Source organism: Chryseobacterium sp. FW101-FHT12H09 (assembly GCF_058790395.1).
The window spans coordinates 745,902-765,927 of the sequence record NZ_JBYTCP010000001.1 but is presented as its reverse complement, the minus strand read 5'-3'; the positions used below and the strand labels follow the sequence as shown (position 1 = coordinate 765,927).

The 20,026-nt window shown below is 34.4% G+C and carries 19 protein-coding genes; 9 read left to right on the top strand and 10 right to left on the bottom strand.

Annotated features, from left to right (window positions below; translation table 11 throughout):
• Positions 1–47: 47 nt before the first annotated feature.
• Positions 48–983, bottom strand: a complete 936-nt coding sequence (locus tag AC3WRL_RS03445) for an alpha/beta hydrolase (RefSeq protein WP_492329733.1) — start codon at positions 981–983, stop codon at positions 48–50.
• Between the two features lie 49 nt (positions 984–1,032).
• Positions 1,033–1,956: a helix-turn-helix domain-containing protein gene (locus tag AC3WRL_RS03440; protein WP_492329732.1), complete on the bottom strand. Its 924-nt coding sequence runs from the start codon at positions 1,954–1,956 to the stop codon at positions 1,033–1,035.
• Positions 1,957–2,136: 180 nt separating this feature from the next.
• Here AC3WRL_RS03440 and AC3WRL_RS03435 point away from each other — a divergent pair, with 180 nt between their 5' ends.
• Together AC3WRL_RS03435 and AC3WRL_RS03430 are read left to right on the top strand one after the other, a co-directional pair.
• Entirely contained in the window at positions 2,137–3,666 is a 1,530-nt protein-coding gene (locus AC3WRL_RS03435) for an aldehyde dehydrogenase family protein (RefSeq protein WP_261511250.1), read from the top strand.
• A 343-nt stretch (positions 3,667–4,009) separates the two neighbouring features.
• The gene (locus AC3WRL_RS03430; RefSeq protein WP_214832208.1) at positions 4,010–4,393 is read left to right on the top strand and encodes a DUF779 domain-containing protein; all 384 of its coding nucleotides are present in this window, start codon (positions 4,010–4,012) and stop codon (positions 4,391–4,393) included.
• A 91-nt stretch (positions 4,394–4,484) separates the two neighbouring features.
• On the opposite strand, the gene AC3WRL_RS03425 is transcribed toward AC3WRL_RS03430, so the two are convergent.
• The gene (locus AC3WRL_RS03425) at positions 4,485–5,690 is read right to left on the bottom strand and encodes a dicarboxylate/amino acid:cation symporter (protein ID WP_261511252.1); all 1,206 of its coding nucleotides are present in this window, start codon (positions 5,688–5,690) and stop codon (positions 4,485–4,487) included.
• A 94-nt stretch (positions 5,691–5,784) separates the two neighbouring features.
• On the opposite strand from AC3WRL_RS03425, the gene AC3WRL_RS03420 reads away from it, so the two are divergent.
• The 3 genes from AC3WRL_RS03420 to AC3WRL_RS03410 are packed head-to-tail and all read left to right on the top strand — an operon-like array spanning position 5,785 to position 7,572.
• A complete protein-coding gene (locus AC3WRL_RS03420; protein ID WP_214832204.1) occupies positions 5,785–6,699 on the top strand; it encodes a DnaJ C-terminal domain-containing protein in 915 nt (304 codons plus the stop codon).
• 3 nt (positions 6,700–6,702) lie between these two features.
• Positions 6,703–7,005, top strand: a complete 303-nt coding sequence (locus AC3WRL_RS03415) for a chaperone modulator CbpM (RefSeq protein ID WP_214832203.1) — start codon at positions 6,703–6,705, stop codon at positions 7,003–7,005.
• Positions 7,006–7,047: 42 nt separating this feature from the next.
• Positions 7,048–7,572, top strand: coding sequence for a hypothetical protein (locus AC3WRL_RS03410; protein WP_492329731.1), 525 nt, complete (start codon positions 7,048–7,050; stop codon positions 7,570–7,572).
• 36 nt (positions 7,573–7,608) lie between these two features.
• On the opposite strand, the gene AC3WRL_RS03405 is transcribed toward AC3WRL_RS03410, so the two are convergent.
• Both AC3WRL_RS03405 and AC3WRL_RS03400 read right to left on the bottom strand, forming a co-directional pair.
• Complete coding sequence (locus AC3WRL_RS03405) at positions 7,609–8,592, bottom strand: PLP-dependent cysteine synthase family protein (RefSeq protein WP_214832193.1); 984 nt, start codon at positions 8,590–8,592, stop codon at positions 7,609–7,611.
• Positions 8,593–8,736: 144 nt separating this feature from the next.
• Positions 8,737–9,966 carry an ABC transporter permease gene (locus tag AC3WRL_RS03400; RefSeq protein ID WP_214832191.1) on the bottom strand — a complete coding sequence of 410 codons (1,230 nt, stop codon included), beginning with the start codon at positions 9,964–9,966 and terminating at the stop codon, positions 8,737–8,739.
• A gap of 4 nt (positions 9,967–9,970) precedes the next feature.
• Here AC3WRL_RS03400 and AC3WRL_RS03395 point away from each other — a divergent pair, with 4 nt between their 5' ends.
• Positions 9,971–11,167, top strand: coding sequence for an exo-beta-N-acetylmuramidase NamZ family protein (locus AC3WRL_RS03395; RefSeq protein ID WP_261511254.1), 1,197 nt, complete (start codon positions 9,971–9,973; stop codon positions 11,165–11,167).
• On the opposite strand, the gene AC3WRL_RS03390 is transcribed toward AC3WRL_RS03395, so the two are convergent.
• From AC3WRL_RS03390 to AC3WRL_RS03380, 3 genes are read right to left on the bottom strand one after another with little or no spacing between them, the layout of a single operon-like run.
• Positions 11,164–11,370, bottom strand: a complete 207-nt coding sequence (locus AC3WRL_RS03390) for a hypothetical protein (protein ID WP_214832187.1) — start codon at positions 11,368–11,370, stop codon at positions 11,164–11,166. The genes AC3WRL_RS03395 and AC3WRL_RS03390 overlap by 4 nt on opposite strands.
• Before the next feature lie 4 nt (positions 11,371–11,374).
• Positions 11,375–12,019, bottom strand: a complete 645-nt coding sequence (locus AC3WRL_RS03385) for a DUF3575 domain-containing protein (RefSeq protein WP_261511255.1) — start codon at positions 12,017–12,019, stop codon at positions 11,375–11,377.
• Positions 12,020–12,024: 5 nt separating this feature from the next.
• Entirely contained in the window at positions 12,025–13,200 is a 1,176-nt protein-coding gene (locus tag AC3WRL_RS03380; protein WP_261511256.1) for a thioredoxin family protein, read from the bottom strand.
• Between the two features lie 229 nt (positions 13,201–13,429).
• Here AC3WRL_RS03380 and AC3WRL_RS03375 point away from each other — a divergent pair, with 229 nt between their 5' ends.
• The 3 genes from AC3WRL_RS03375 (at position 13,430) to AC3WRL_RS03365 (ending at position 16,397) form a co-directional block, all read left to right on the top strand.
• Positions 13,430–14,530, top strand: a complete 1,101-nt coding sequence (locus tag AC3WRL_RS03375) for a helix-turn-helix domain-containing protein (RefSeq protein WP_261511257.1) — start codon at positions 13,430–13,432, stop codon at positions 14,528–14,530.
• A 164-nt stretch (positions 14,531–14,694) separates the two neighbouring features.
• Positions 14,695–15,714: an alpha/beta hydrolase gene (locus tag AC3WRL_RS03370; RefSeq protein WP_492329730.1), complete on the top strand. Its 1,020-nt coding sequence runs from the start codon at positions 14,695–14,697 to the stop codon at positions 15,712–15,714.
• 2 nt (positions 15,715–15,716) lie between these two features.
• Positions 15,717–16,397 carry a hypothetical protein gene (locus AC3WRL_RS03365; protein WP_492329729.1) on the top strand — a complete coding sequence of 227 codons (681 nt, stop codon included), beginning with the start codon at positions 15,717–15,719 and terminating at the stop codon, positions 16,395–16,397.
• A gap of 57 nt (positions 16,398–16,454) precedes the next feature.
• Here the strand turns inward: AC3WRL_RS03365 and AC3WRL_RS03360 are convergent, their stop codons facing one another.
• Together AC3WRL_RS03360 and AC3WRL_RS03355 are read right to left on the bottom strand one after the other, a co-directional pair.
• Complete coding sequence (locus AC3WRL_RS03360) at positions 16,455–18,656, bottom strand: peptidase domain-containing ABC transporter (RefSeq protein ID WP_261511259.1); 2,202 nt, start codon at positions 18,654–18,656, stop codon at positions 16,455–16,457.
• Positions 18,656–19,987: a hypothetical protein gene (locus AC3WRL_RS03355; protein ID WP_214832173.1), complete on the bottom strand. Its 1,332-nt coding sequence runs from the start codon at positions 19,985–19,987 to the stop codon at positions 18,656–18,658. Before AC3WRL_RS03355 ends, AC3WRL_RS03360 begins: the two co-directional genes overlap by 1 nt.
• Positions 19,988–20,026: the final 39 nt, after the last annotated feature.

Here is a 20,026-nt window from a genome sequence, read left to right as displayed (position 1 = left end):
TTTGTACTGGTTTTTTAATAATTCTTTAAAACACTTGAAATAAAGTATTATTTCCCGACTTCAATCCAGCTCCTAAAAAGCCCCGGCCACGCCGCCACCTCACTCCCTTTCTTCCCCATTCCCCAACCATGCCCACCATTCTGAAACAAATGCATTTCAACAGATACATTTCCTTTCTTTAAGGCATTATTCATTAGTGTACTATTCTCCACAGGAGAAATAGGGTCATCAATTGCCTGAGCTAAAAATGTAGGTGGAGTCTGAGCATTCACTTGTCTTTCCACTGAGAATGCAACTTCTTCAGAAATAGAAGGATTAGTTCCAAGAATACTTTTAAAAGCGTGGGTTTTATTATTGGGTGGAAGCATTGAAATAACCGGATAGATCAATCCTACAAAATCTGGTCTTGCGGATAGTGAATCTATAGCATCGATGGGTGTATAAAATTTTTTATTAGGCTGTGTTGCGATCATTCCAGCCAGATGTCCTCCTGCTGAAAACCCTAGAATTCCTATTTTGTGAGGATCAATTTCATAGTTTTTAGCCGAGCTTCTGATCAGTCGCATGGCTCTTTGAGCATCCTCAAAAGGAACATTAGTAGTCTTCCAACCTTCTTTTGGTAGCCTATAAATAAGTTCAAAAGCTGTAATTCCTTCTGACTGCAACCATTTCGATGTTGGAGTACTTTCTTTTCCTAATTCAATATGAGCATACCCGCCGCCACTGATGACCAATATAGCTGTACCGTTTGGGCTTTCAGGACGATGGACAATTAATCTTGGTGTAGATATATTGGTAAGTGATCCTTTATAGGTTATTATTTCTGCTCCTCTTGTACCGGATTGATCGGGTATTCTATTTTTTGGCCATAAAGAGATCTGCTGTAAATCAGAGGAGATCTGAAACTTTCTTCCGGAAGTTTGAGAATTGTACATATTGCTTAAAAAAAGTAATAGGCTGACAGTAATATTTAAAAGTTTCATACAGCGTATTTCTAAAAGATAAAGAAGAAGTGATAGTAGTGCTATCAATTTAATCAAAAAAAATAATCTTATTCTGATAGCTCTTAGGTGTCACACCCACCAATTGTTTAAATACCCTTGTAAAATAATTGGTATCCGAAAAACCAGTTTGATAAGCGGTCTCTTTAATACTGTTTTGACCAGCCAGTAACTCTTTTGCTCTGTTGATTCGTTCCTGAAGAATGAAATCATTGGGCGAAGTCCCTAATTCATCTTTAAACATTTTAAAAAAGTTCGATTTGCTGACATAAGCCAGTTTTGCAATACTGTCAATGGATAATTTCTGATGAAGATTTTTTTTGATATAATCTACAGCAAAACCTATCCTCGATTTATTTTTAGCAATATTTTTCTCCACCATACTTCTGGCTTGAGTTTGCATGAGTCGTATCAAAAGTTCTTTTAAAGCAAAGTCTGCCATAATATCTTTTTGAGAATTATCATCCATGGCGATTCTCATAATGTTGTTGGTAGCAGACGCAAGAGATTGATTGTTAAAAAGAAAATATTCGTCCAATTGAATATTCCATTGGGAAGTTTCATCTACTTTAGGCAGAGTATAATTTAAATGATTGAGCGAATCTTCTATAAAATCAGGATTTAAACTTAAAGAAATACATTGTGAGGGCGTTTCATCCGCTTCAGGAAAATCAATAACCATTGTTTCTCCCGGAGCAACTAATATACTTTCCCCTGGAAAATAATCAAAATAGCCTGTTTTGTTTTCCAGCTTCATGTGTTTTTTTCCTCTCAACATAGCCGTAAAAGCAATGGTGTCAAAATGAAGTTTTACATCAAAGGCTGCTTTATGGGTTTCATAGATGCTAAATTCACAGTTGTTTAGATTGAATTTCGTTTGATTTTCAACTAGGCTCATCAGCTGATTTTCTTTTTTCAGTTCAGGAGTATTTAATAAAAATTTATTATTATTCATTTCTAAACATGTTTAAGGCCCATTCTATCAAATATAAGAAAATATAAAATGAGGGTATTGTTAAAAAAGTATAAAATTCGGGTCGTGCACTATTTTGAAGTTTTTTTATAGGATTGTGCTATTGGTTGTTGGTTCGGAAGTGTAATTTGGCTTTACAGAAAAATTAAAATAAATACTAATATGAGCACAATAACAGAACAAAAATCAGAAACTACTTTACAGTGGCCTGAGTTCAAAAGTAAATATGATAATTATATCAACGGTCAGTTTACAGCTCCGGTTAACGGACAATATTTTGATGTGGTATCACCGGTTAATGGAAAAAACTTCACACAGGCAGCCCATTCCTCCAAAGAAGATTTGGAGCTTGCTGTAGACGCTGCTCATAAAGCATTTCAAACGTGGAAAAATACCTCGTCTACTGAGAGAAGTATTATGCTGAATAAAATTGCAGATAGAATAGAGCAGAATCTTGAATATCTTGCCATAGTAGAAACAATTGACAATGGGAAAGCGGTAAGAGAAACTCTTGCAGCAGATTTACCTCTTGCAGTAGATCATTTCCGCTATTTTGCGTCTGTCGTTCGTGCTGAAGAAGGTTCACACAATGAACTGGATAAAGATACCGTTTCTCTTATCGTTCATGAACCTTTGGGAGTAATCGCACAGATCATTCCATGGAACTTTCCTTTATTGATGGCTATTTGGAAATTGGCTCCGGCATTAGCTGCTGGAAACTGTGTGGTTTTAAAACCTGCAGAAAGCACCCCGATTTCTATTATGGTTTTAATGGAAATTATTGGCGATCTATTACCTGCGGGTGTTGTAAACATTGTAAACGGTTTTGGTGCAGAACTAGGAAGAGCTTTAGTGACAAATCCTAAAGTTTCAAAAGCGGCCTTTACAGGTTCTACAGCTACGGGTCGTTTGGTAATGCAGTATGCTACAGAAAATATTATTCCTGTTACATTGGAACTTGGTGGGAAATCTCCGAATGTCTTTTTCAGTTCTGTAATGGCTGCTGATGATGAATTCCTGGATAAAGCAATAGAAGGGGCCGTTCTTTTTGCACTTAATCAGGGTGAAATATGTACATGTCCTTCAAGATTATTGGTTCAGGAAGATATTGCAGATGCATTTATTGCAAAAGTAATTGAAAGAGTAAAAGCTATTAAAGTTGGGAATCCTTTGGATAAAACAGTAATGATGGGAGCTCAGGCTTCCCAGATTCAAAAAGATAAGATCTTATCCTATATTAAATTAGGAAAAGAAGAAGGTGCAGAAATTCTTGTGGGTGGGGATGTAAATAATGTTGGTGAAGGTTTAGAAAGTGGATATTATATCCAACCCACAATTTTCAAAGGAAACAACAGGATGAGAATCTTTCAGGAAGAAATCTTTGGACCTGTTTTGGCTTTCACCACTTTCAAGGATGAAGAAGAAGCTGTAAAAATTGCGAATGATACTATTTATGGCCTTGGAGCGGGAGTTTGGACACGAGATGCCCATCAATTGTATAACATTCCACGTCAGATTCAGGCAGGAAGAGTTTGGGTAAATCAATATCATTCTTATCCGGCAGGAGCGCCATTTGGAGGATATAAACAATCGGGAATTGGTAGAGAAAATCATAAAATGATGTTGGATCACTATCGCCAGACAAAAAATATGCTGATCTCTTACAACAAAAATAAATTAGGTTTCTTTTAATTTTTTAAATATTAGGGCGTGCCCGTTTGTCCCGCTTTAACAGCGGGACAAAACGGTCGGGCTATGCAGGGCTTCACTTCGTTTCGGTGCTTCATTGCGTTTCGCACCGGCTCGTTCCTCGCCGCCCTTACTATCCCTCACGCAAAATTGTAATGTTAATGCTTTTTCAGTATTATTTTAGAATCATATAAATTGGTTAACCCAATTAATATTTTAAGTTAATATAGCCTGACAGGACTTGTTTTGTCAGGTTTATTTAACTTTATAAGAGATAGCTATACTAGTGGGAAGTGCGTCTTAAAAACAGAAAAATACACCTTGCAATTAATTCAAAACTAAAAAAATGGAAACAAAAATATCCAGATTGTCTGCTACAGAAAAAGCACTTGAAGTCATTTGGGAATTAGAAAAGAAATATGGTGATCTCATGTTCTATCAAGCTGGTGGATGTTGTGAAGGAACCCAGCCCCAATGTTTTGAAAAAGGCGGTTTCTATCCACGGATGAATGATGCAATGATTGGAACCATCAACGGCCATGAATTTTGGATCGATCGCGATCTGTTCGAATACTGGAAGTACTCCCACTTTACATTAGATGTTACAGATGGTTTTGGTCCGGGAGGTTTTTCTTTGGAAACACCATTAGGTAAAACCTTTAAAGTAGAATATAAACTTTTCACTCCTGAAGAATATGAAAACCTGGAACCAGTGAAGCGCAGTGAATAAGATCTTAACAACAGAAATAAAATCTGCTCGACCTGCAAAATCTGCTCGAGTTTAATATAAATCCTCTTAGAAATATTTTAACAGAAATCTTTCAGCTATCGACCTTCACAAACCGATTTACAAACATAGCTGCGACGACATTACCGACAGCGTTTAAAACTGTAGCCAAGGGATCTACCAATGTTCCAATAATCATTACCGCAGGAATTGCTTCATGTGGCAATTTGTAAACAGAAATCATCAGCAGCTCACCAATATAGCCACCATTAGGAATTCCACCTTCTACAATACTTACAAAAACAGTAATCCCCAGTGCTAAAATCAGATTTGAAGGTTCGAAAAAGTCCTTTCCAATGATTAAAAATGCTACGTAGATCTTAATAATTGAAGATATAGAAGAACCATTTTTATGTAAAGTAGTACCGATCGGAATAACAAGATTGGCTATTGAGGTTGGAATACCAATTTTTGAAGCAGCCTGTAAATTCGCAGGCATTGTTGCAAAACTACTGCAGGTACTTAATGCAGTCAGTGTAGGATAGGGAGCGTTCTTCCAGAAACTCTTAACTCCATTTCGCCCATTGGCTATGAAAGTATACAACGTGAAAAATATAAAGAAATAAATAGTCCCTACAATATAATAGATTCCCAGGGGTTTGCCATAAAATCCGAAAAGCTGAGGTCCGACAGTAGCTACCTGATAAGCAAAATAAGCTCCCAGACCTATTGGTGCTAGTTTCATAACAAGCATAAGCAATTCTTTCATCACTTCATATCCTGAAGCTATAAATGCTCTGAATGGTTTTCCGCTTTCACCGGTTTTTCTGGCCGCAAAACCAGTAAGAAAAGCAAATATCAACAAGGCAAGCATGTTTTTTCTGGAAAACAACTCTGTAAACTCACCCACGGTAAAGAAGCTGACAATCCTGTTACCCCAGGTCTCATTATCCGTTCCTTCAGATATGATCTGCGAACTTCCTGAAATAGGAGACATAGGAAAAAGATAAACAGCGCCAATGGTAAAAATAGCCGCAGTAAGTATAAAGAACAGAAAAGTAAATGACATCACAGCGATGATTTTTCCAAACTTTGACTGTTGTTCTAAAGAAGCTATTGAATTGGATACAGCAAAAAATACCAATGGAACAACACTCACAAAAAGTAAATTAAGGAAGATATCCCCAAGAGGTTTAATGTATCCAACAAATCCGGGTGCAGTAATGCCGATGATGCTTCCAACTATGATTCCTAATAGTAAAAGTAAAATTCCTGAGTAGTTTTTAAATACCTCTTTCATGCGCTGCTTTTTATCAAAGATAGGTTTATTTTTAACATATTATTATATAATTTTCAGGCTTAATTTTTCTAAATTTGAGTAAATAAACGTTTCTATGGCTTATATAGATTACTATAAAATTCTGGGCGTAGATAAAAAAGCCACGCAGGATGATATCAAAAAAGCATATCGGAAGCTGGCAAGAAAACTACATCCCGATCTTAATCCTGATGATAAAGAGGCTGAGCGAAAATTCAAGGAGCTGAACGAAGCTAATGAAGTTCTTAGTAATCCTGAGAACCGCAGCAAATATGATAAATATGGTGAAAACTGGAAACATGGTGAAGAATATGAGAAAGCTCAACAACAGCAAAGACAATATCAAAATCAAGGTCAAAGTTATGGGGGTGGATATTCAGGGGCTGATTTTGGAGAAGGTGAAGATTTTTCAGACTTTTTTCAAAGCATGTTTGGACAAGGTGGAGGCTTTGGGAGAAGCTCTCGTGGAAGCGCTTCCGGGAAATTCAAAGGACAGGATGTTCAGGCTGAGCTCAATTTACAGCTAAAAGATGCTGCTAAAACACACCCACAGACTTTTGAGATCAATGGTAAAAAGGTAAGAATAACAATTCCTGCCGGAGTATATGATGGACAGCAGATTAAATTAAAAGGCCATGGAAATCCAGGCATTAACGGTGGTCCATCAGGCGATTTATATATTACATTCAGTATTCCACCAGATCCTGATTTTGAAAGAGCAGGGAATGATCTTAAGACAAAAGTGTCAGTTGATTTGTATACCGCTGTTTTAGGAGGAGATGTAAAAGTAAATACATTGGATGGTCTTGTCAATCTAAAAGTAAAACCTGAAACTCAGAGTGGATTAACAGTAAGATTAAAAGGAAAAGGATTTCCGGTGTATAAAAAAGAGGGGCATTTTGGTGATTTGTTTGTAACCTATGAAGTGAAATTACCAACAAATCTTACCGATAAGCAAAAAGAACTTTTTGAACAACTTAAAAATTCTTAAACCATGGACGAGAAGATATCACGAGAGGAACTCGTAAAAATATACAATATAGAGATTACTTTTTTTGATGAACTGGTAGAATATGGCCTGCTTCGGGTGCAGACAGAAGATGATGTACGATATTTATTGTATGAAGATCTGCCAGCTTTTGAAAGGTTTACCAATTGGCATTATGATCTTGAAATTAATCTGCCTGGTTTAGAGGTTATTCACGACATGCTTCAGAAAATGGCGGATCTTAAACAAAAGAATAAAGATCTCTTAACTAAACTTTCTGCAATAAATGCTCATTATGAAGATATTTAATTTAGTTTTGCAATCTTCAAACAAATTAAATACTTTCACGAAATGAGTGACGAAAAAGTGATCAGGCTAAATGTAAATAGAAAGGATTTCGAAGAGATTTACTTTAAAGGAAATCAGGGAAGTTTATTTTTTTCACCTACAACCAAAAGCAAAACAATTATCACGATTATTGTTGCCCTTATTTTCTTTATAACATTTTGTCTAAAAGGAAATTTAAGTCAGGAAAGCTTTGGGGTTCTATATTTCATAAGCTTTGTTTTCCTTCTTTGTGCTGTGTATCTTTCAGTAGCCATCAACAAGGTATCGAGATGGAAAAAAGAAGTGAACAGATATTTAAAATCACTTGAAAAAGCAAGCATTTATGAAATAAGATTTAACAGTGAAACTTTTAATGTTAATCTTAATGATCAGCATGAACTCAGTACATGGAAAGAATTCACAACAGCTGATATCAATGAGGATTATATTTCTTTGGAAGGTAAATATAATTATATGTTTCCTCAGAAGTCAATGACTAAACAGGATTATAACGTATTAATACAGGCTGTAAAGAAAAATATAAAATAAAAAAATCAGAGCAAACAGCTCTGATTTTTTTATCGTTTAATCTAACCAACCCATTTCTTTCATCCATTCATCATTATAGATCTTTCCTACATATCTTGAACCGTGATCATGAAGTAAAACAACGATCACGTCATCTTTAGTAAACTGCTCTTTCATTTGTACTAACGCAGCCATCGCACTTCCTGCCGAATAACCACAGAAGATCCCTTCTTCTTTAGCCAGCTTTCTTGCGTAAATAGCACCGTCTTTATCTGTTACTTTTTCGAAATGATCGATAACAGACATATCATAGTTTTCAGGAATAATATCTTCCCCAATTCCTTCTGTAATATAGGTATAAGCATGATCATAATGAAGTTCACCTGTTTCATGGAATTCCTTTAGTATAGAACCGTAAGTATCAATACCAATTACTTTAATGTCTGAATTTCTTTCTTTAAAGAATTTTCCACATCCGGTAATGGTACCTCCTGTTCCGGCGCCCACTACAAAATGAGTAAGTTTTCCTTCTGTCTGTTCCCAGATTTCAGGAGCCGTAGATTCATAATGAGCTGCTCTGTTGGATAAGTTATCATATTGATTAACATACCATCCGTTTTCAGTCTCTTTAGCCAGTCTCTTGGAAACTGAATAATAAGAACGAGGATCTGTAGGTTTTACATCCGTTGGGCAAACAATAACTTCTGCTCCCACCGCACGGAGAATATCACATTTTTCCTTTGATTGTTTGGAATTGGTTACAAAAATACATTTGTAGCCTTTGATGATGGCTGCAAGAGCTAATCCCATTCCTGTATTTCCAGAAGTACCTTCAATAATGGTTCCTCCGGGTTTTAATCTGCCGTCTTTTTCGGCATCTTCAATCATTTTAAGAGCCATTCTGTCTTTTACAGAATTTCCAGGATTGAAAGTTTCAACTTTGGCCAAAACTAATGCGGGAAAGTCCTCACCCAAAACCTTATTAAGTTTTACTAGTGGCGTGTTTCCTATAGTTTCAAGAATATTTTTTGCGTATTTCATACTTGTTTTATAAGCCCTGCAAAGATACAGCTTTAAAATTATTTATAAAGTTTGCCTCAAAGTAAAATGAACCAATTATAATATAGTTTGGAATTCCTATATAATTCGTTTACTCTGTTTTTAAGAATAAAAAATGATTTAAGCTTAATTGTATTTAATGGCTTTAACTGGTGAAATCTTACTGATCAGATAACTTGGAACAATCAATGCTAATGCAGAGATAATCAATATTCCTACAGAAATTGAAATGATGGCAATAGGGTTGAGGTCAACAGGAACTGTACTTACATAGTAATTCTCAGGATTCAACTTTATAATTCCAAAAAACTTCTGTAACAATAATAAGCCCAGCCCTATAATATTTCCATATAAAAGCCCAGGAACCATGATGATCAAGGTATAATTAATGAACGTAGCTCTTATCTGGGAATTACTTGCTCCCAAAGTTTTTAATAAACCAATAGAATTTGTTCTTTCAATGATAAGGATTAAGAGAACCATGATGATATTAATGATCACGACGATGAGCATAATAATGATGATCAAAGCGATATTAGTATCAAAAATGCTTATCCAATCAGTAATTTGGGGAAACTTTTCAGTTGCTTTTTCAGCGTAGTTCTTATAACCGATTAATTTTTCAATTTCTGGAAAGTCACTATCAATATCATTAACGTTTTTAAAGAAAATATCCAGTCCCCCTATATCATCAGGTTTCATATCCTGAATCTTTCTTACATGATTAATTCCGCCAATTACAAACTGTTCATCAATCATCTTAATGTCAGTCCTGTAAATTCCAACGACTTCGAATTTTCTATAAATAGGTTTCTGATCAGCTTTTGAAAATATAGTAACAATGCTGTCCTTAACTTTTAAATGCAGATCATTGGCAATCTTTTGAGAAATAGTAACCCCATGGTTATAACCTTCTTCTGTTACTTTTGGAGTCCTGCCTGCTATTAAAAATTTTTTAAAGCGGGCACTGTCAAAATCTTTACCTATTCCTTTAAATATAATCCCGGCGAAATTATGCTCATTACGCATAATACCAGTAACCATAGCATATTTTTGAACGCTTTCAACATCAGGAAGCGCTTTTATTTTTTGAATATTTAGGCCCTGTTTATCAAGAACGGAAGTATTGTATGATGAATTTGATCGTGTGGATTTTACAGTAATATGCCCACTAAAATCTGCAAGTCTTTCTTTGATCGCTTTTTTTGAACCGAAACCTGTTGATACGGTAATTAATGAAACAATGATTCCTAGAGCCACAGAAAGCCTGCCTATGAAGATGATAACCCTTGAAAGATTATTTTTGTTATCTTTGGAAAACGCTATTTTTCTAGAGAAATATAAAGGAAAGTTCAAGCTTATGAATTTAGATCTCAAAATTAAAAATTTACTTCTTATTTGCCTAATTTTTTTAGGAGTATTCAACCAATATTATTCTCAGAATCAAACTAAAGATGATTTTAAGACTGGTGCAGACCAGCCTGAGCTTTATTTACCATTATTAAAAGGAAAAACAATTGGTATTGTCACCAATCAAACAGGCTTGATGAAAGATCGTAGTCATTTGGTAGATTTCCTAGTAAAAAATAATATTAAAATAAAAGCCATTTTTGCCCCTGAACATGGTTTCAGAGGAAATGCCGATGCCGGAGAAACGGTGAAAAATGGAGTAGATGCTAAAACAGGAGTGCCTATTGTTTCTCTATATGGAAATAATAAAAAGCCAAAACCTGATCAGTTGAAAGGAATTGATATTGTAGTTTTTGATATTCAGGATGTTGGTGTCCGATTCTATACTTATATTTCAACACTAACTTATCTTATGGAAGCTGCTGCAGAGAATAATGTTGAGGTAATGGTGTTAGACCGTCCAAATCCACATGATGGTTATACAGATGGTCCCGTTTTAAGAAAAAAATGGACAAGCTTTGTAGGAATGCATGAGGTTCCTGTAGTATATGGTTTAACAATTGGCGAATATGGAAAAATGGTAAATGGTGAAAAGTGGATGAAAAATGGAATACAGGCAAAATATACGTTGATTCCAATGTTGAATTATCATAAAAAACATCGATATTCAGTTTCCGATAAGCCATCTCCTAACTTACCTAATGATAAAGCGATAAATTTATATCCTAGCTTATGTTTTTTTGAAGGAACCCAGGTTTCTGTTGGAAGAGGAACGGATAACCCTTTTCAGGTATATGGTTCACCCTGGACGAAGAATCTGCCTTATCAATTTACTCCAAAGCCTAATTATGGAGCTAAAGATCCTTTTCTTAATGGACAGCTATGTTATGGTGAAAACTTATCCAACTACACAACAGATTTAAGAGAATTGAATTTGGAATGGGTGATCAAAGCATATAAAAACTATAAAAATCCACAACAGGATTTTTTCCTTAAAAATTTATGGTTCGACACTTTATCAGGAACTGATGAATTCAGAAAACAGATAATCGCAGGCAAATCAATTGCAGAAATCAAAGCTTCCTGGAAATCAGACCTGGAAAAATTCGAAAAAGTAAGAGCTAAATATATTGTCTACGAAAACTAATCAAAATCCTGCGGCGGATTCTTATCATTTTTACCTTTATTAAGGATAAAAAGCCCAATAGATAAACCAACTACTCCGGCAAAGGCCGTCATAATAGCCCTTTGTAATTTATCAGGTGCATCATTTCCGATGTAATTCATCAAGAAAAGAATGACAAAGGTGATCACCAAAATGATGATATGATTTTTTCCGAATAGCTTCATTGCATTATTTTATTTTGTACGAAATCATAATACCACCTCTGTAAGGAAGTACCTCACCACTTTTATTATATTCACGCGCTATATCATAACGTTTTCCTGTAGTGCGGTCATAGCCTTTGTAGTAATCCTGTGATGTTCCTACCGTGGCATAAACATCCAGGTTCCAGTTTTCAGAAAGTTGGAACTGATAACCGGCAGTGACACCAACTATTACAGAAAGGCCTTTTTGATAGAGATTGGATTTCTTAAATTTTTCATTTCTGTCATTAGTGTATGTGCCGTTTCCCCAATAATTCCATTTTTGTAATACAAAAGAAGCAGCAGAAAGATTAGCTCCTACATACCAATGTTTAAAGGCTTCATCAAAATAATATCTGCCTTCTAAAGAAATTGAATAGTATTGGAATTCATGGCCTGCAAAAGATTTCCATGGAGAAATAAAAACATCACCCTGTAAAGTGTATTTTTTGCCAAGTTGATATTCTAGTCCTGCATTCAGTATTCCTACTGGAAGTAAAAGAGCATTGCCTTTTACATACAAACTTTTTCCATTTTCCTGTATAGGTTCTAAATTCTTTTCTGTTTCCTGTGCATATAGATTTCCTATAGAAAGTAGACTAAGAAAACCTGCTAAAATTTTGTACTTCATGAAATTTATTTGATTTGTTTAAGTAATCCTTCAGCCAAAGTAGCATCTTTATTGGCTTGTGTTGCCATATTTTTTGACATTTCAGCATACGTTTTTGCCATATCATTATTTCCTGTTAAGAAATAAAGCTTCGCCAAAATAAAAGTGTTTTCAGATGTTTCTCCTCTCATGACGGATTTTTCTGCCCATTCAACAGCCTTTTTTAATGATGAAGTATTTTTAATATGTTCAGAGAAGATCCAGGCAGCTTTCAATAATTGATTGGGCTCAAATGAATCCGAATTCTTGTAATATTCTAAGGCAGCTTTTTCATACTCAGGATAATTAGCATTTTGCTCGTAGTAGCTTAGCTTAGTTTGATTAAGTTTTACTTCAGCATCATATTTTCCAACCAAAGGTTCTGCTGTTTTTAAAAAATAATCTTCGTTGATTCTTTTATTTTTTTCATCAATAGATTGAACAACTATTTTTGATAATATAAGCTGATGGTCAAATTCCTTATAGGTTTCTTCGGGAAGGTATTTAATGATATCAGCCTTTCTGGAAGTGAAAATTTTATAATTTGGATCTTCAACAGATTTTAGAAAGAATAATAAGAATCCTATATCATCTTTAGAGAGCTCCTCTGTTTTTTTCTTATTTTCAAAATATCTTTCAGAAGCTTTTTTTGCAAAATCAAAATCTGATGTGGAATTTAATTTCATAATATTAATTAAAAATTCCGGGTCTTTTTCACCATTTGCAAAGCGATCTTTTAAAGATCCTTTTTTATTGTTTGGGGAGTTAATATCCTGTGCCATTGTTAAGAAAATACTTTCTTCCATATAGCCAAGATTCTGAGAGACCAATTCTCCATCACCATTAAGAAACAGGTAAGTAGGATAGGAACGAACACCATATTTAGCGGCAATTTCCCTTCCTTCTCCTTTTTCCATGTCGAACCTGGCGTTCACAAAATTGGCATTGTAATAATCTCCTACTGATTTTTTAGTGAAAACATTTTTTTCCATCAGCTTGCATGGTCCACACCACGAGGCATAAGCATCTATAAAAATTATCTTGTTTTCCTTCTTAGCCTTAGCAACAAGATCTTTAAATGGCAGATCCTGAAATTGGATAGATTCCTGTGCAAAAAGAATGACAGTGAGAAAAACAAAAAATCCGGAGATAAGCTTCTTCATTCGATTAAAATTTGTAGGCGAAGATAGGTATTTTTCGAGATATAGATTCCGAATTTAGTCTTCGGATATCTTACATTAACTAATTTTAAGAACCGAAGCTAAATTTCACATTGATAAGATTAAGCAAACCTTTCTTTTTTTTGTCATCATTACATGGAAGTTATTCTTTATTTTTGTGAATTAGGCGATTAAAATTTATTAGCGCTATAACAAATAATAAAAGCTCTTTATGCTTTATCTTTCCGGGATATTTATTGCTTTCTTTTTGACATTTCTTTTGCTTACAAAGAAAGGTAAAAGTTCTGCAGATTTTATTTTAAGCGGGTGGCTTCTGGTAATTGGAATAAACTTACTAGCACATTATTTATTTCTTACCGGTCAATATGCAAAATACCCTTCTTTTGTCTTTCTGGGATTTACGCTTCCACTTGTCTACGGTCCGTTTTTATATCTGTATGTAAAAAAACAAACATCTCCGAATCCTTTTTCATTAAAACAGTTACTGCATTTTCTACCCTTTGTAATTTGCAATCTATTATTTGTATCATTTTATACTGCTTCTTTTAACGAAAGATTGAATATTTTTAAACATGAAGGAAGAGGATTTAATGTTGAAATGCTTTTAAGATTGTATGGTATCTATATTTCAGGTATTGTTTATGTAGCTATTTCCTTTCTTATTTTATATAAATTTCGGAAAAATATGGTTCAGCAGTTTTCAAATACTGAAAGAATAAACTTCAATTGGCTGCTGTATCTTATCATCTGGATTGGTATGATCTGGGGATTGGTTCTCTTTAACGAGAATGCCAATATCATTTATGGTGCAGTAGTGATTTTTATTATGTGGTTAGGTTATTTTGGCATAAAACAAGTACAGGTTTTCAATCAGTCCAATTCTTTTTTTAGTGCCGAAAAAGTTGTAGAGGTAATTGTAAATGTTACAGATTCTCAGGATAAGAAATATCAGAAATCTGGACTGACAAAGGAAAGTATTGAAGATATACATACAAGATTACTCATCGTCTTAAACGAAGAAAAGCCATTTATTAATCCTAATCTTACTTTAAATGAACTGGCGGAATTGCTTAAAGTTCACCCCAACTATCTTTCACAAGTAATCAACTCCAAAGAAAATAAAAACTTCTATGAGCTTATTAATGAAAAAAGGATAGAAGAATTCATGCATAAGATTATACAGCCGGATAGTAAGCAATATACTTTTCTGGCCATTGCTTTTGAATGCGGTTTTAATTCTAAAACATCCTTCAACAGAAATTTCAAAAAATATACTGGAGTTACCCCTACAGAATATCAAAAAACTTTTTAATTCTTATTTTTTACGGTTCAATTTTCAGGGAAGAGTTTCATATTTCATAAGTTGTTGTTATATAGTCATTTGTGTTCTCTGTTTTTTATGAACCAACTTTCCTAATGGAGCGTGTAAGTTTCGGGTTTGATGAATCTTTGCATCAAACATTTTAAACCGATACTATGACAACATTAAGAAAAAAGAATGCCCTGGTGGTTTCTTTTGCAATTTTCACACTGTTATTTTCCTGTACAGATGGGCGGCTTATAGATGAGCCGGGGAACCTCGTACCTAAAACGGTGGACCAGGATTCTTCCTTACCATCAATTAATGCTAATGGTACACTACTTCATTCTGAAGCTTTCGGACCTGAAAACGGGACTCTTATTATTGCTCTTCATGGTGGGCCAGGAGGGGATTATAGATATCTTCTGAATTGTAAAGATCTTGCAGCCCAGGGATATCGGGTTGTATTTTATGATCAGCGAGGTTCTGGATTATCACAACGTTTTTCCAAACAGTCCTACACATCGTTGGGAGCAGAAGCACCTGATCTTATGTATGAGGAATTGAAATCTGTAATTGCCTACTATCAGAAAACTCCAAATCAAAAAGTAATTTTATTAGGACATTCCTGGGGTGCCATGTTAGCTTCAGGATATGCCGGGAAATATCCAAATGCTGTTCAAGGTCTTATTTTATGTGAACCTGGCGGGTTAAAGTGGGATGATATTAAAGATTATGTAAAAGAATCAAGGTCATTTAAGTTATGGAGTGAAATCCTTAACGATGCAACCTATTTAGATCAGTTTATTTCCGGGAAAGATGACCAACATGAAGTACTAGATTATAAAATGTCCATGTTGAGCTCAAAGAACAATATTACCGGAGAAGGAGATTTTGATCCAAGTATGAGTTGGAGGAGTGGAGCAGTGGTTATGGATGCTTTATTTGAGGTTGGAGATCAATACAAATCTGATTTTTCTAAAGGTTTACAGGATTACAATGCTCCTGTACTGTTCTTTTACAGTGAAAGAAATAAAGCATATCCGGATTCCTGGGCGCAAAAAGTAACTTCAACTTATAATCATATAGAACGGGTAAAAATTTCAGGAGTAGGACATGACGGTATTATTACCAATCAAAATGCATGGAACTCTCAGACAAAACCAAAAATGATCAACTTTATCAACAGTCTTTAAAAATGAGAAATAATAAATTATATATCAGCATAGCTTTTTTTAGCCTGATGTTTAGTGTAGTAAAGTCACAGACTGTGAATTGGGGTGCACTTATTGATCGCGAAAGGCATATTCTTAATGCTAATATCGGTGCAGAGTACGGAGCTGTGGTTGGACTTGGATATGGGTATAAATTTAATAGTAAATTGTTTCCTACTATTGCTAATGTGGAAATCTCAGTTCCGGCAGGTGATCGGTTGTTTGATGATTTTAAAGTAAAGGCAGGAGCGAATGTAAGATGGCTGAAAATTCAAAATTTACAGTTCTCGACTAAAGCTCAAGGGATTTTTCGAAAATATGAAAATGAAAATGTACAACTTATGAATTTTGGATTGGATATATCCGGTACTATAGGATATTACCGCCCCAAATGGTTTGCAGGTGTGGAAGTTGGTTTTGATAAAGCCATTGTTACTCATTTTAAACATTCCGATCATTACAGACAGATTTATCCCGAAGTAAAAGATGGATGGTACGAACCGTCAACAGGAGGAAACTTCTATGCCTCAGTTCAAGGCGGGTATTCATTTAGTAATCAGGAAATTTATTTGAAAGTTGGGAGTATAGTGTCTCAGGATCTTAAAACGAAACCTCAGTTACCTTACCTTCTTCAAATAGGATATAATTATAAATTACCCTTCTGATCATAACAAAAAGCCGAATCTTAAGATTCGGCTTTTTGTTTTTTTTAATATAAAATATTAGGCTCCCAGTTCGAGTTGATTTTTGACTAGATTAAAATAATCTGATTTTCTTTCAACCAAAGACTGATGATTTCCTTGTTCAATGATTTTTCCTTGTTTTAATACAATGATCTGATCTGCATTTTTAACAGTCGAAAGACGATGGGCTATAATTACAACCGTTTTCCCCTTGAAGAATTCCTGTAGGTTATCATGAATTACTTTTTCATTTTCTGCATCCAGCGCAGAGGTTGCTTCATCAAAGAAAATAAAGTGGGGTTCTTTGTAAACCGCTCTTGCAATAAGGATCCTTTGCTTTTGTCCTCCCGAAATGCCATTTCCTGAAGCTCCGATTTTAGTTTTTAAACCAAGTGGTAAGTCGTCTACAAATGATTGGATGTTTGCAATCTGTAAAGCTCTTTTTAATTTATCTTCATTAATGACTTCATCACTTGTTGCTATATTTCTTTCAATGGAATCTGAGAAGATATGACCATCTTGCATTACTACACCACAGTTTCTTCGTAAATCACGTGGTGATATTTCTTTTAGATTGGCATGATTAAAATAGATTTCCCCTTCAACAGGTTCATAGAATTTCAACAATATTTTCATCAATGTAGTCTTTCCGCTTCCACTTGCACCAACAATAGCTGTAACTTTTCCTTCAGGAATAAAAAGATTAATGTCTTTTAATATATATGGAGATTGTGGTCCTTCGTATTGAAACGACATGTTTTTCAGATATATACCTCGTTCTATTCCATTTTTCTTAGCATATTTTTCATGATCAAGACCTATAAGTTGTTCGGATTCTTCTTCAGGGTGGTTTTGAACTTCATGGAGTCGGGATAAGCTTAATTTAGCTTCCTGTAAAGAACGAAAGAAGGTTATTAACTGACTTACCAAGGGGTTCATTTGTCCTATAATGTAGGAAACACTTAATAATGCACCTAATGTCATATGCCCTTTTACTACAAAAGAAGCTGATAAGAACATCACAATAATATTTTTCAGCTGGTTAATAAATTCAAATCCTGAAAGCTGAATTTGATCAATCTTTAAAATTCTAAGATTAACGGTAAATAACTTTTTCTGAATTTGCTCCCATTCGTTACGCTTATAATCTTCAAATTCATTAAGTTTCATTTCGGATATTCCATTAATGATCTCATAAATGGATTCCTGATTTTCACTTTTCTCCTGAAAGCGATAATAATCTAAAACTTTTAATTTTTTCAGCCAGTATAATGACCATACTATAGAAAGTACAGTAAGAATAAAATACGTGGCTAGAATGCGGAAATCATAAGTCCATAAGACTACAAAAAATACCGAAAATGTGATCATCGAAAAAATGGTAACCAGACTGTTGGAAGTCAAAAACAGCTCTATCTTTTCATGATCCTGTATTCTCTGATTAAAGTCACCCATGAATTTTGTTTCAAAGAATTTGATAGGTAAACTCATCAACTTCTTTAGAAAATCAGAAATAATTTTGATATTGAGCTTACTACCAACATATAGCATGATCCAGTTCCGGAATATTCCTAATGTTATATTGCCGGCAAAAAAGGCAAGTTGAGCAACAAGGATGTAAGTGATAATTCCTAAATTCTTCTTGCTTACTCCCTCATCAATTAGTTTTTGAGTTAAAATAGGAAAGGCCAGAGTTGTTAAAGTTCCCATTAAAAGAATGAAAAATAACCAGGCAAACTGTTTCTTATGAGGACCTAGATAACTGGATAGGTACTGCAAAGATATTTTTTTGTCAGGTACATTTTTTCTTTGGAAGAATGCCTCGGTGGGTTCCAGTAAAAGAGCGACTCCTTTATCTGTGTTTTTTAACCATGACTTTTTAAACTCTTCTTCTTTAAGTTTCAGGATTCCATGTGCAGGATCGGCAATGGTATATGTTTTCTCTCTACTGAACAAAGATCTTGATATTCTTAGAAGAATAACAAAGTGATTTTGATTCCAATGTAAAATGCAGGGTAAAAATTCGTCTTTTATATCCTCAATAGATAATTGTGTTGCTATTGTTTTAAAACCGATTTTTTCGGCAGCATTATTGATCCCCAGGATAGAAACACCTTCCCTGGAAATAAAGCAGGTATCACGTAAGTACTGAAGCCCATATGCTTTGCCATAATAAGAAGTTATCATAGCTAGGCACGATGGGCCACAGTCCATTTTATCATGTTGAGGGATAAATTTCATTATTTTTCTTCTAGTAGTATATCCTCAGTTTGTTTCACAGTTTGAGTTTCTCCTATTATTTCAATTCCTTTTTTATCATAGATCATTGAAAGGAAGTATAATCCTGCTTCCACAGGCCATTCTTTTTCTAGATCTTTTAGTAAATCACTTACTTTCCAGCTTTCATGGCTGTTAAGGTGATCAACGATATTTATTAACTCGGGATGATATCTCATTTCTATTTTTGACCCTCTTACAAATAGATAGAACATATCTTTAGCTTCATCTATTTTGTAGATCATTTTAAAAGGATTATTGGTGTAAATTTCCTTTTCAAGAAGGAATTCGTAATCATCAATATTATAGCTGTCTTCTTTTTCCCGCGATTGAGGTGGTGCCTGCCAACCAGCATTACTTAGTAATCCATGCTTAAACTCATCGTAGAAATATTTGAAGAATGATCTTGTGGATCCGTTAAGTATTTCTTCGTCGATTTTCAAAATAGACAAAAATTCATCGAATGTCTCATTGTTTTCCAGGAAATTGTGTTGTGGTTCAATGATATCCTTATTAATATCAATGTAATCTCTGTAAAAGGTATTAAGTATTCTATCAAAGAATTTTACTTTTGATGGATTGTTGAACCAAAAAGTTACCCCTACAGAAAGATCATCACTTTTACCTATATGAAACTTATTCCAAGGCATGAAAAATAAATCTCCTGCTCCAAAATCATATTTTTCAGCATGTTCCAATAAAGGCTCTATTTCAAAATTATTATGTTTTGTACCTGTAAGGTCTTTGTATTTTTCCTGATCCCAGATATACATTGTTTTATCACCAGGGCCTAAATGGAAATGTAAAACATTTTCCCCTTTATGATCCTGATGAATTCCAAGAGGTGTCCATCCGTAATTTCCTATAAATACAGTTACATCTACTCCTGTTGCAGGAATGCCAATGATTTCAAGCAAAGGCTCAGTGATTAATCGTAATTCTTTGGATATGAAATTAGAATGTCTCTCCAGAAAATTGATGATCAATCCAAATTTTTCTTTGAAAACTCTGTTACAGTATTCAATGATTTCTTCATTTTCAAGAGGTGGATTTTTATATAATTCATCAATGAAGTCAGCATTTTCTTTACCTTTCCCTTGAGAAGGAAAATAAAGTCTGAAACCATCAAGGTCTTTTGTTTTAAATCTATTAACAAGGCCGTCCACCACTGCGTCTTTTAATTTTTTAATTAAATCTTCCGGAATGACGTCTTTGATTACACAGGTTTGGGTGAAGTTTTTATTGGTAGCAATAAAGTTTTCCCAAAACTCTTTATTAAACTCTTTATTATTCATATTAAAATGTATTAATGGTGGAAAAAAGTAATAGAGAAA